Raw genomic sequence first — 12,943 nt, forward strand, 5'->3', positions numbered from 1 at the left:
CAGGATTGTGGAATCGCGCCGATGTTGCCGCATGTGTCTTCCGGTAACACGTTTTGCCGATCCTGTCGGCAACGCTGTGCGAGCGCGATGCCCATACCGGTGCGAACTGAATAGGGCGTCTAAACCGCAGCAAACCCGAATCTGGTTATTCCGTCCTGCAGCAAGGCCTTTTCGTGCGGTAGGGCTACAATTTCATTTTCCCAACTGAGCAAGCGCGCCGCTCTGCCATGAAACCGCAAAAAACCGCAGCCAAGACCGTGAAAAACAAAAGCAAACCAGTTGAGTCGGAGGTCGCAGTGACCGCTGGTTTCTCCCTGGAGCCGGTGTACACGGCCTTGCGCAAGCGTTACCCCGCGGCCGCTCAGGCCGAGGCAGTGGCATTCGCAGCCGATTTCTACAAGCGCATGGAGGCGGACGAGTTCCCCCACCACAGCGCTGAGGAGTGGGCCGCGCTCGCAGCCGAAACGCTGGAATTCGCCCGTGCCCGCAAGGCCGGCAAGGCCAATGTCCGCGTGTTCAATCCGACCGCGAAGGCCAATGGTTGGGAATCGCCGCACACCGTGCTGCAGATCATCAACGATGACATGCCGTTCCTGGTCGACACCGTGACCATGTCGCTGGCCGAGCACGGCGTTGGCGTGCATGTGCTGGGCCACCCGGTGCTGCATTTCACCCGTGACAAGACCGGCAAGCTGACCAAGGTCGGCGAGGGCCAGCTGGAATCGGTGATGCTGCTGGAGATCGACCGCCAGCCGGCCGAAGCCATGGCAGACATCGAGCAGGCCATCAACAAGGCGCTTGATGAAGTGCGCGCCATCGTGCGCGACTGGCAGCCGATGCAGGACAAGGCGCTGGCGCTGGCCGACGACCTCGGCAGCCGCCAGCTGCCGGTCGACGCTGCCTCGCGCAAGGAAGCACAGGAATTCCTGCGCTGGGCCGCCGACAACCACTTCACCTTCTTCGGCTACCGCGAGTACCGCGTCGAGAAGCAGGGCAAGGAAGACGTGCTGGCGCCGCTGAATGACACCGGCCTGGGCCTGATGCGCGGCAAGGACAAGTCGGCCGCACGTCCGGTCAAGACCCTGGCCGCCCAGGGCCTGAACACCACGTCCGGGCTGAAGGACGCGTTGATCCTGACCAAGACCAATGCCCGTTCGCGCGTGCACCGCGCCGGCTACATGGACTACATCGGCGTGCTGGAATTCGACGCCAAGGGCAAGATCATCGGCGAACAGCGCTTCCTCGGCCTGTTCACCTCCAGCGCGTACAACCGTCGCCCGTGGGAAATCCCGCTGGTGCGTCAGCGCTACGAGCACGTGATGAAGCAGTCCGGCCTGGCCGGCTCCAGCCATAGCGGCAAGGCCCTGCGCCACATCCTGGAAACCCTGCCGCGCGAAGAACTGTTCCAGTCCAGCGAGGACGAACTGTTCCGCACCGCGATGGGCGTGCTGGGCCTGCAGGAGCGTGTGCGCAGCCGCCTGTTCCTGCGTCGCGACAAGTACAGCCGTTTCATTTCCGCGCTGGTCTACCTGCCGCGCGAGCGTTTCAACACCGACGTGCGCCTGCGCATCGAAGCGATGCTCAAGGAAGCACTGCACGGTGAGTACGTGGACAGCTCGGTGGTGCTGGGTGAATCGCCGTTGGCCCAGGTGCACCTGATCGTGCGTCCGAAGCCGGGCGAAATGCTCGACGTGGATACCGCCGAACTGGAGCAGAAGCTGGCCCAAGTGCTGCGCAACTGGCAGGACGATCTGCGCGAAGCGCTGGTTACCCGCCACGGCGAAGCTGAAGGCCTGCGCATCGCTGCGCGTATCGGCAAGGCGCTGCCGGCCGGTTACATCGAAGACAACAGCACCGCCGTTGCCGCCAACGATGTCAGCCAGCTCGATGCGCTGACCGGTCCGGATGACCTGCGTTTGAGCCTGCAGGCCGTGCCGCGCGAATCCGGTGATGGCCTGCGCCTGAAGCTGTACCGCCAGCTGGATGACATCCCGCTGTCGGACGCGCTGCCGATGATGGAAAACATGGGCCTGCGCGTGATCGCCGAGCGTCCGTACCGCCTGTCGGTGGATAACGCACCGGTGTACGTGCAGGACTTCGAAGTCGAATCGACCGCCGGTGCGATCGACGCGGCGAGCGTCGATGAAGCCTTCGGTGAGACCTTTGCCCGCGTCTGGCACGGCGATGCCGAGAACGATGCCTTCAACCGCCTGGTGCTGGCTGCCGGCCTGCACTGGCGCCAGGTCGCCATGCTGCGTGGCTACTGCAAGTACCTGCTGCAGACCGGCGTGCCGTTCTCGCAGGCGTACGTCGAAGGTACCTTCACCCGCTACCCGCTGCTGGCACGCCTGCTGGTCGAACTGTTCGAAGCCCGCTTCGATCCGGCGACCGGTCATGAAAGCAAGGAAGACATCGCCACCGGCCAGGCCCAGCTGAAGGCCCACCTCGATGTGCTGGCTGCCGGCGACGAGGCCACCCTGAAGGTGCTCAAGACCGTGGTCGACGCCCGCAAGGGTGACCGCAATGCGCAGATGCAGGCCGCGCGCGAAGCGCTGCTGAAGCTGATGGACCGCGTGTCGAGCCTGGACGAGGACCGCATCCTGCGTTCCTTCATGGGCGTGATCGATGCGACCCTGCGCACCAGCTACTACCAGACCGATGCCAACGGCCAGCACGGCCATGTCATCAGCTTCAAGTTCGATTCGGCCCTGGTGCCGGACTTGCCGAAGCCGCGTCCGTACCGCGAAATCTTCGTGTACGGCCCGCGCGTGGAAGGTACCCACCTGCGCTTCGGTGCCGTCGCCCGTGGCGGCCTGCGCTGGTCGGATCGTCGCGAAGACTTCCGTACTGAAGTGCTGGGCCTGGTCAAGGCACAGATGGTCAAGAACACCGTCATCGTGCCGGTCGGCGCGAAGGGTGGCTTCTTCGCCAAGATGCCGCCGGTGAATGGCGATCGCGATGCGATCTTCGCCAACGGCGTGGCCTGCTACAAGCTGTTCATCCAGGGCCTGCTGGACATCACCGACAACATCGTCAACAACAAGATCGTGCCGCCGGTGGACGTGGTTCGCCACGACATGGACGATCCGTACCTGGTGGTCGCTGCCGACAAGGGCACCGCGACCTTCTCCGACATCGCCAACGGCCTGGCCATCGCGCATGGCTTCTGGATGGGCGATGCGTTCGCCTCCGGCGGTTCGGTCGGTTACGACCACAAGGGCATGGGCATCACCGCGCGCGGCGCATGGGAGTCGGTCAAACGCCACTTCCGTGCACTGGGCCGTGACAGCCAGACCCAGGACTTCACCGCGGTCGGCGTCGGCGACATGTCCGGCGACGTGTTCGGCAACGGCATGCTGCTGTCGCGCCACATCCGCCTGCTGGCGGCGTTCGATCACCGCCACATCTTCCTGGACCCGAACCCGGATGCAGCGACCACGTTCGTCGAACGTGAGCGTCTGTTCACCGTGCCGCGTTCGAGCTGGGCGGACTACGACGCCAAGCTGATCAGCAAGGGCGGCGGCGTGTATCCGCGCAGCCTGAAGTCGATCGAGATCACCCCGCAGGTGCGTGAGGTGCTCGGCCTGGACGAGAGCGTCAAGGCGCTGTCGCCGAATGACCTGATGAGCGCGATCCTGAAGGCACCGGTCGATCTGCTGTGGAACGGCGGCATCGGTACCTACGTCAAGGCCGCCAGCGAGCAGCACAGCGATGTCGGCGACCGCGCCAACAACGCCCTGCGCGTCAACGGTGGCGAGCTGCGCTGCAAGGTGGTGGGCGAGGGCGGCAACCTGGGCATGACCCAGCTGGGCCGCATCGAAGCCGCCCAGGCTGGCGTGCTGCTCAATACCGACTTCATCGACAACTCGGCCGGTGTGGATACCTCCGACCATGAAGTCAACATCAAGATCCTGCTCAACGATGTGGTGCGGGCCAAGAAGCTGACCGTCGAGCAGCGCAACAAGCTGCTGGCATCGATGACCGACGAAGTCGCTGCGCTGGTGCTCAACGACAACTACCGCCAGAACCAGGCCCTGAGCCTGATGGAGCGGATGGCGGTCAAGCGCCTGGGTTCCAAGCAACACTTCATCCGTACGCTGGAACAGCAGGGCCTGCTGGATCGCCAGATCGAGTTCCTGCCGTCCGATGCCGAGCTGTCCCAGCGCAAGGCGCGTGGCCAGGGCCTGACCCGTCCGGAACTGTCGGTGCTGCTGTCCTATTCCAAGCTGGTGGCGTTCGCCCAGCTGCTGGATTCGGACATTCCGGAAGATCCGTACCTGTCCAAGGAACTGCAGCGCTACTTCCCGACCCCGCTGCAGAAGAAGTACGCCGACGCGATGGAGCGTCACCGCCTGAAGCGCGAAATCATCGCCACGGCCGTGACCAACCAGACCATCAACCGCATGGGCGCCACCTTCCTGATGCGCATGCAGGAAGACACCGGCCGTTCCATTGCCGAGGTCGCCAAGGCCTACACCATCAGCCGCGAAACGCTGGATGCACGCGCGCTGTGGGCGCAGATCGACGCCCTCGACGGCACCCTGCCGGAGTCGGTGCAGATCGATGCACTGGAAGTGATCTGGAAGCTGCAGCGCTCGTTCGTGCGCTGGCTGCTGTCGCGCCCGGGCCCGATGCCGGGCATCACCGAGGCGGTCAACCGCTACCAGGGTCCGTTCAACGACATCCGTGTTGCTTCGGGTGTGCTGCCGGATTCGCAGCGTCCGACCTACGAAGCCCTGGTGGCCGAGTGGAAGGAAAAGGGCCTGCCGTCGGCACTGGCACAACAGCTGGCCGAACTGCACTTCCTGGAGCCGGCGTTCGACATCATCGAACTGGCCCGTACCCGCAAGCTGAAGCCGGTGGATGTCTCCAAGATCCACTTCCGCCTGGGCGACGCCCTGCAGCTGCCGTGGCTGTTCGAGCAGATCGACGCGCTGGAGGTCAACGGCCGCTGGCACGCGGTGGCACGTGGCGTGCTGCGCGACGAACTGGCCGCACACCACCGCAGCCTGGCTGGCCAGGTGCTGGCCACCAAGGGCAGCACCGCTGAAGCCAAGGTGGCCGCGTGGATCGGCCGTGACGACAGCAGCCTGCGCTTCACCCTGGCGATGCTGGCTGAACTGGCCGAGCAGAAGACCCTGGACTACCCGACCGTCTCGGTCGCAGTGCAGCGCCTGGGTCAGCTCGCTGCCCACGGCGCGTAAGTGATGTAGTGCCAGGCCATGCCTGGCATGCGTGAACCGGAACGGCCCCGCGAAAGCGGGGCCGTTCTGTTTCTGCCCTTGACCTTTGCGACCACCTGACCCGACGCCGGCCGTGAATCTGCCAGGTGGATGACCGGCATATCCGCCGGGACCGTGAGCGCCATGGATGGCGCGATCGAGCCCCCATGGATGGGTTTACGGCGTGTCCCGGCGGATATGCCGGTCATCTGCCACGCGGGGTCCATCCCCCGGCGCTCGGTTATGCTCTCCACCACGCCTTCCCCCGGATCCACCGATGAGCGACACCCCCCGCATCGCTTTCCTGGCCAGTACCACCGAACCCGCGCAGATGGCCCGCGCAGCGATGGTCTCGCGCTATGGCGACCACGCGCCCGACCAGGCCGACGTGCTGTGTCCGCTCGGTGGCGATGGCTTCATGCTGCAGACCCTGCATCGTCACGGACACCTGGGCAAACCGGTATTCGGGATGAAGCTGGGCACGGTGGGTTTCCTGATGAACCAGTACCGTGGCGACGACGACGTGCATGCGCGTATTGCCCGCGCCGAGCCGGCCCACCTGCGGCCGCTGGAAATGGTGGCGCTGACCGAATCGGGCACCACCACCGGGTCGCTGGCCTACAACGATGTCTCGCTGCTGCGGCAGACCCGGCAGGCGGCGCATATCGGCATCGACCTCAATGGCCAGGAGCGGGTAGGCGAACTGATCGGCGATGGTGTGCTGGTGGCGACTCCGGCCGGAAGCACCGCCTACAACTACTCGGCGCATGGACCGGTGCTGCCGCTGGGTTCGCACACCATCGCCCTGACGCCGCTGGCCCCGTATCGCCCGCGGCGCTGGCGCGGCGCCATCCTCAAGGCCGACACTGAAGTGCGCTTCCGCGTGCTCGATCCCTACAAGCGTCCGGTCAGCGTCACCGCCGATTCGCACGAGACCCGTGATGTGGTCGAAGTGACGATCCGCGAGTCGCGCGAGCACCGGGTGACCCTGCTGTTCGACCCGGAGCACAACCTGGAAGACAGGATCCTGAGCGAACAGTTCGTTTTTTGACGACAATAGGCGGCCGGCACTGCCGACCGCTTGAAGGACCCCACCGATGGGCGACAACTCCCCCCGTTTGCTGACCGTCGCGGTGACCTCGCGTGCGCTGTTCGACCTGGAAGAAAGCCATGCGCTGTTCGAGAGCGATGGCGTGGCCGCCTATGCCGAGTACCAGCGCCAGCACGAGGACGACATCCTCGGGCCGGGCGTGGCCTTCCCGGTGGTGCGCAAGCTGCTGGCGCTGAACCAGGGCGCCAGCCCCGAGAACCCGCGCGTGGAAGTGATCCTGCTGTCGCGCAACTCAGCCGATACCGGCCTGCGCATCTTCAATTCCATCCAGCACTACGGGCTGGGCATCATCCGCGCGACGTTCACCGCCGGTGAGCCGACCTGGCCATACGTGAAGCCGTTCGGCACCGACCTGTTCCTGTCGGCCAACCCGGAATCGGTGCGCAGCGCGCTGCGCCATGGCATCGCCGCGGCAACCATCCTGCCCAAGCCACCCGGCGAGACCGCTGCCGCTGCCGCCGACCAGATCGACATCACTCGCCCGGCCGGGCAGCTGCGCATCGCCTTCGATGGTGATGCGGTGATCTTCGGCGATGAGAGCGAGCGCATCTCGCGCGAGCAGGGCGTGGAAGCCTTCGGCCGGCATGAACGCGAGCGTGCACGCGAGCCACTCAGTGGCGGTCCGTTCCGTGGTTTCCTCTCTGCGCTGCACACGTTGCAGGAAGTATTCCCGGCTGGCGACAGCGCGCCGATCCGCACGGCGCTGGTGACCGCGCGTTCGGCGCCGGCGCACGAGCGCGTGATCCGTACCCTGCGCGAATGGGGCGTGCGCCTGGACGAGGCACTGTTCCTCGGTGGGCGGCACAAGGGCCCGTTCCTGCAGGCGTTCGGTGCGGATATCTTCTTTGATGATTCGCAGCACAACATCGATAGTGCGCGCGAGCACGTGGCGGCCGGCCATGTGCCGCATGGTGTTGCCAACGAAGGCTGAAACCATGGCCGGTGGGTGCCAACCGTTGGTTGGCACGGCCATGCATCGGCGCCCACCAAGGTGGGCGTCTACCAGAGCGCCATGCCCCGGTAGTTGCCAACCTTGGTTGGCACTTCCTTGTATCGGCGCCCACCAAGGTGGGCATCTACCGATCAAGGCGTGGCTGACATCCCCAGCTGCAGGTCCACCACTTTCCAGCGCAGGCCCTGCGGTTCCAGCACTACCTTCAACGGTGGCTGGCCGGGGCCGCGATCAACGTCGACCACGAAGCGATCCAGTGCTTCGAAGTGGTGTTCGGCGTTCTTCAGCGGTCGCGCCGGTTCGGTCGTGCCGAAGGCATCGCCGCCCTGCAGTTCATTGCGGCCGCGCTTCCACAGCACGTGGCCCTGCAGCATCGCGCCGATGCCGGTGGGGGTGACCATCGTTTCCACCGCGGCACCGCCCAGTTGGTCGCCCAACCCGTACAGCAGGGCGCCGAAGGGGCTGGAAGCCACCTCGGGGCCGGCCTGGCGCACCAGGTAATCGTTGAGCTGGGCGCGCAGGCTGGTACGCACGCGTGGGAAATCCACGTAGCGCTCCAGGCGCTCGGTGTCGCGTTGTTCGATGGCCTTGGACAGGCCATGCACGGTCAGGTACGGGCCGCCGAACCACCAGCCCGCCACCACGACGATCAGCAGAACGAGGATGCCTATGAGCTTCTTCATGATGCACAGCCTGCCGCAAGTGAGGGTGCCGGTGGTGAACGACGGGTGATGCCGGTGATGGCCCCGGCGCCGTTCAGAACTCCAGATCCAGCGCGGCGCACAGGTAGTCGACGAACGGGCCCAATCCTGCCAGATCCTTGCCAAGCGTGGACAGCAGGCGCGGACCGGTCATCGTGGCATCGTCCAGCGAACGCCACATCACCCAGTTGCGATGCTTCAGGTCATCGATGAATTCGAAGTCGGCCGGGAAGCCGCGCGGCGGTCGCACCAGCTTCTCGGTTTCCTCGAAGTCGAAACGCTTGCGCAGCGCCGGTGCATGCGCGGCTGCCTTCCAGCTGCCCGGGTTGTCGAGGATGAAGTGGCGGACGCGGCGCTGGGTTTCCGGTTCGGGATGCCACAGCCCCGCACCGACGAAGCTCTCGCCCGGCTGCAGGTGCACGTAGAACGAGGGTGCAGCTACTTCGCGGCGGCGCTCATGGAACAGGCGCGCGCCCTGCCAGGTCTTGTACGGCGACTTGTCGTTGGAGAAACGCGCGTCGCGGTGGATGCGGAACAACGAGCCGCCCACGCCACGGGTGTCTGCGCGGAAGTGTCCGCTTACCTCGGTCAGTGCCGGCTGCAGGTCGCCCAGCAGGCGCAGGAACGGCTGCCGCACGTGGTCTTCGTACTGCTGGCGATGGTCGTTGAACCAGGTCTTGTCGTTGTGCAGCGCCAGGCTGCGCAGGAACTTGAAACTGGCATCGGAGAAATAGGTGCTCACAGGTCCTCCTGCAGGTGCTGGCCCCAGTCACGCAGCGATTGCAGCAGCGTGGCGCGGCGAACATCGTCGGGTGCTTCGGCCGCCAGCGCGTCGAGCTGCTGCTGGTACTGGGCCAGGTTGAGTTCGCCCAAGCCTTCCTCGCCGAACAGACGCTGGCGGCGATAGGCCTTCCAACGCTCGTGCTCTTCCGGTGCGAGGCTGCCGGGATGATTGCGGGCACGGTAGCGGAACAGCAGTTCGGGCAGGCGCGGATCGCGGAAGCGGCCTTCCAGCGCTGCCAGCTGCTCGGCCGGCGTGGTCCGTGCCAGTGCCAGCAGCGGTTTGTCACCGGCACCGAGGAAGCCGTCGTACAGCGAAGCGTCCACATCGGACACGCTCGCCGCGCGCGGCTGGTTGTAGACCTGGCGCGCCTTCTCGGCCAGCTGTGGAGCAAACGCGCGTAGTCGTTCGACCTTGGCTTCGATCGCCGCCACGTCCAACCCGAGTCGTGCGTGGTCATCGGCGCGCAGGTGGTTCCAGGCCACCAGCGCCGGCACCTTGTTCAGGTGTACTTCCTTCAGCGGTACCCGGGCGACGCCTTCGGGCAGCTCGCTGGCACGCAGGTACAGGCGCTGGGCGATCACCTCGGCAGGCAGTTCCAGCAGGTCATCGATATCGCCATCGAGGTCGAACACGATCACCCGGTTGTTGATGGTCGGATGTACCGCCAGCGGCAACACCGGCGCCGCGCACAGGCGGCTGGCCGGGTAACGCATCGAGATATGCAGCACCGGCTTCAGCGCCGTGATGTCGAGCAGGCTGCCGACGAAACGCTTGTCGCGCAGCTTCAACGCGTAGTCCCACAGGCGCGGCTGCGACTGCTTGAACAGGCGCGCCATGCCGATCGTCGCGCGCACGTCCGACAGTGCTTCGTGGGCATCGCCCTCGCGCACGCCGTTGGCCTCGGCCAGGTGTTCGAGTTTGAACGACGTGGCGCCGTCCTCGCGCTTGGGCCAATGGATGCCCTCCGGACGGATGGCATGCATCAGCCGCAGCATGTCCAGCAGGTCCCAGCGCGAATTGCCATTGCGCCACTCGCGTTCGTACGGGTCGTGAAAGTTGCGGAACAGACCGTAGCGAATGAACTCGTCATCGAAGCGCAGGGTGTTGTAGCCCAGCGCGCAGGTGCCGGGACGCGACAGCTGCTCGTTGATGCGATCGAATGCTTCAGCTTCGCTGATGCCTTCGGCCAGCGCCTGCTGCGGGGTGATGCCGGTGACCATCGTTGCCATCGGCGAGGGCAGCAGATCGTCGGCCGGGCGAACGAAGAAGCTGACCGGCGTGTCGATCTCGTTGAGATCGCTGTCGGTGCGGATCGCCGCGTACTGGGCGATGCGGGTACGGCGCGGATCCTGGCCGAAGGTTTCCAGGTCGTAGAACAGGAAGCTGTCGGCCATCAGTGCGCGCCCTCCAGCACCGGCAGCCGCGCATGGATCTGCGCCTCCAGTGCGTTCCAGTCGATGTTGTCCAGCGTGTCGTGGCCCGCGGTGGCGGTGATCAGCATCTCGCGCTGGATGTTGGTGCGGCGTAGTGCCTCGGCATAGGGCGTGTGCAGGAACGTCACCATCGTGTAGTGCGGTACGAAACGCGTCGGCCAGCGCCGCTGCAGCTCCTGTTCCAGCTCACGCTGCAGCAGGAAGGCCGGATCGGCCACCCGGTCGCGCATCTCCAGATAGTTCTCCAGCGCCATCTGCTGGATCGCACGCGCGTTCGGTTTGCGCTCGGCTTCGAACGCAGCAAAGGCGCTCTGCAGGTCGTCCGCCTCCATCAGATGGCGGGCCAGTGCCACGCAGTCCTCGAACGCACAGTTCATGCCCTGGCCGTGGAACGGCACCATCGCGTGCGCAGCATCACCGATCAGCACGGCGCGGTCCTGTTGGTGCCAACGTTCCAGGGTGAGCGTGCCGAGCAGGCCCGGCGGATGCTGCTCCCAGTCCGCACGCAGATTGGGAATCAGCGGCAGGGTATCGGCGAACTCGCGCGCGAACAGTGCTTCCGCCTGGACGCCGGTGTTGACCGTAGCGAAGCTCGGATCGCCCTGGTTGGGCAGGAACAGGGTCACCGTGAACGTGCCCTCGTGGTTGGGCAGGGCGATGCACATGTAGTGGCCGCGTGGCCAGATGTGCAGCGCATTGCGCTCGATGCGGAAGCCGCCGTCGTCGGTGGGTGGGATCTCCAGTTCCTTGTAGGAATGGTCGAGGAAGGCAATGTCCTCGCCCAGCGGGTCGCGACGGTTCATCGCCGCACGCAGCGCCGAGCCTGCGCCGTCGGCACCCACCAGCGTATCGAAGCGGATATCGTGCGGACTGTCGTCACGATCATCGATGAAGCGCGCGTAGCCGGCATCGAAATCGACCGTGTGCAGGCGGCGGTGGAAATGCACGGTGGCACCGGCCTGCTCGGCCAGTTCCAGCAGTGTGGTGTTGAGGTCGCTGCGATGGATCGACCAGATCACTTCGCTGTCGTCGCGGCCATAGCGCTGCAGCTGCGGCTCGCCTTCGCGCGGATGCACCATGCGCCCGCGCATCATCACCGCGCGCGCCATCACTTCATCTTCCACGCCGGCCTGGCGCAACGCGTTGCGTCCGCGCTCGGCCAGGGCCAGGTTGATCGAGCGGCCGCTTTCGTAATCGGCGATGCGCGGATCGCCACGGCGTTCGTACAGGGTGATGCGCCAGCCCTGCCGTGACAGCAGGATGGCCAGCAGGGATCCGGCCAGGCCGGCGCCGACAATGCTCAGCGAGCGGGATGCATGTGCGATCAACGAACTGTCCAGCAGTAGGGGGAGGGCGGCTTACAGGCCGGCCCAGGCTTCCACTTCCTCGACGAAGTGGTGCACGTCCAGGTAACGGTTGTAGAGCGGGGTGGGCGAGATGCGGATGACGTCCGGCTCGCGCCAGTCACCCAGCACGCCGATGGCGCGCAGATGTTCGAACAGGGCGCGTCCGCGCTCGCGGCCGCCGATCACCCGCAGCGACAGCTGGCAGCCGCGCCGCTCCGGCTCGGCCGGGGTGACGATCTCCAGCACCTGCGGCAGGCGCGCGCGGACCAGGGCGTCGAGCATGCCGGTCAGTGCCAGCGACTTGCTGCGCAGCGAGTCCATGCCGGCACGTTCGAACAGGTCCAGCGATGCACGCAGCGGCGCCAGGCCGAGGATCGGCGGATTGCTCAGCTGCCAGCCCTCGGCGCCAACCGCGGGCTGGAACTGCGGGGCCATCTGGAAGCGGGTGGCTTCGTCATGGCCCCACCAGCCGGCAAAGCGTGGCAGCGTGGTGTCGCGATGATGGCGTTCGTGCACGAAGGCACCGGCCACGGCGCCCGGGCCGCTGTTGAGGTATTTGTAGTGGCACCACACGGCGAAGTCCGGGGCGACGTCATGAAGGTGCAGCGGCAGGTTGCCGACCGAGTGCGCCAGGTCGAAGCCGATGCGCGCGCCCTGCAGGCGTGCTGCGCGGGTGATGGCATCCAGGTCGAAGGCCTGGCCGCTGCGGTACTGCACGCCAGGCCACAGCACCAGCGCCAGGCGCGGACCATGCGTGGCGATCGCGCGTTCGATCGCGGCCATCGAGATCGTGCCGTTGGCTTCATCCGGCGGCACTTCCACCAGGCAGTCGGCTGGGTCGAAGCCATGGAAACGGATCTGCGCTTCCACCGCATGGCGGTCGGTGGGGAACGCGCCGGCTTCCATCAGGATCACCGGGCGTTCGGCCGTTGGCCGGTAGAAGCTGACCATCATCAGGTGCAGGTTCACGCTCAGCGTGTTCATCGCCACCACTTCGCTGGGTAGTGCGCCGACGACGCGTGCCAGCTGCGCGCTGACCAGACGGTGGTACGACAGCCATTGGGTCGGCCCGGTGAAGTGGCCTTCCACCGCCAGTTCGCCCCACTGCTTCATCACTTCCTGCACCGCCGCCTGCGCGCCGCGCGGTTGCAGGCCCAGCGAGTTGCCGACGAAGTAGGTCTGCTCACCACCACCGTGGCGCGGAATCAGGAATTCCTGCCGCAGTGGCCGCAGCGGATCGGCGGCATCAAGGGCAATGGCGTGGGTGCGGCTGAGCAGGTCGGACATGGTCGGGCAACAGGCTGCAACGGGGCTGCCAGTGTAGCGCCTGGGCATGACCCGGTGCCTGCCAACCCAACACCCGCGCCGCATGACCTGGTAGTCGCCAACCTTGG

Annotated in this window: 8 protein-coding genes; 3 read left to right on the forward strand and 5 right to left on the reverse strand. The window is 66.0% G+C overall.

What is annotated here, in order from left to right; genetic code table 11:
* Positions 1–227: 227 nt before the first annotated feature.
* The 3 genes from QOL57_RS14275 to QOL57_RS14285 all read left to right on the forward strand — a co-directional run bounded on the left by QOL57_RS14275 (position 228) and on the right by QOL57_RS14285 (position 7,264).
* Complete coding sequence (locus QOL57_RS14275; protein WP_089236116.1) at positions 228–5,204, forward strand: NAD-glutamate dehydrogenase domain-containing protein; 4,977 nt, start codon at positions 228–230, stop codon at positions 5,202–5,204.
* A 295-nt stretch (positions 5,205–5,499) separates the two neighbouring features.
* Positions 5,500–6,273, forward strand: a complete 774-nt coding sequence (locus tag QOL57_RS14280; RefSeq protein ID WP_089236114.1) for an NAD kinase — start codon at positions 5,500–5,502, stop codon at positions 6,271–6,273.
* Between the two features lie 46 nt (positions 6,274–6,319).
* The gene (locus QOL57_RS14285) at positions 6,320–7,264 is read left to right on the forward strand and encodes a 5'-nucleotidase (protein ID WP_033831508.1); all 945 of its coding nucleotides are present in this window, start codon (positions 6,320–6,322) and stop codon (positions 7,262–7,264) included.
* A 152-nt stretch (positions 7,265–7,416) separates the two neighbouring features.
* Here the strand turns inward: QOL57_RS14285 and QOL57_RS14290 are convergent, their stop codons facing one another.
* The 5 genes from QOL57_RS14290 to kynU all read right to left on the reverse strand — a co-directional run bounded on the left by QOL57_RS14290 (position 7,417) and on the right by kynU (position 12,836).
* Positions 7,417–7,968 carry a DUF2939 domain-containing protein gene (locus QOL57_RS14290; RefSeq protein ID WP_089236113.1) on the reverse strand — a complete coding sequence of 184 codons (552 nt, stop codon included), beginning with the start codon at positions 7,966–7,968 and terminating at the stop codon, positions 7,417–7,419.
* A 73-nt stretch (positions 7,969–8,041) separates the two neighbouring features.
* Positions 8,042–8,728 (reverse strand): DUF2461 domain-containing protein, encoded by a 687-nt coding sequence (locus QOL57_RS14295; protein ID WP_089236112.1) that lies wholly within the window; start codon positions 8,726–8,728, stop codon positions 8,042–8,044.
* Complete coding sequence (gene sbcB / locus QOL57_RS14300) at positions 8,725–10,164, reverse strand: exodeoxyribonuclease I (protein ID WP_089236111.1); 1,440 nt, start codon at positions 10,162–10,164, stop codon at positions 8,725–8,727. The genes QOL57_RS14295 and sbcB overlap by 4 nt, the downstream gene beginning before the upstream one ends.
* Positions 10,164–11,531: an NAD(P)/FAD-dependent oxidoreductase gene (locus QOL57_RS14305; RefSeq protein ID WP_089236110.1), complete on the reverse strand. Its 1,368-nt coding sequence runs from the start codon at positions 11,529–11,531 to the stop codon at positions 10,164–10,166. Before QOL57_RS14305 ends, sbcB begins: the two co-directional genes overlap by 1 nt.
* A gap of 30 nt (positions 11,532–11,561) precedes the next feature.
* The gene (gene kynU / locus QOL57_RS14310) at positions 11,562–12,836 is read right to left on the reverse strand and encodes a kynureninase (RefSeq protein WP_089236109.1); all 1,275 of its coding nucleotides are present in this window, start codon (positions 12,834–12,836) and stop codon (positions 11,562–11,564) included.
* Positions 12,837–12,943: the final 107 nt, after the last annotated feature.

This window comes from Stenotrophomonas sp. yr243, assembly GCF_900184195.1.
Classification (GTDB): Bacteria; Pseudomonadota; Gammaproteobacteria; order Xanthomonadales; family Xanthomonadaceae; genus Stenotrophomonas; species Stenotrophomonas lactitubi.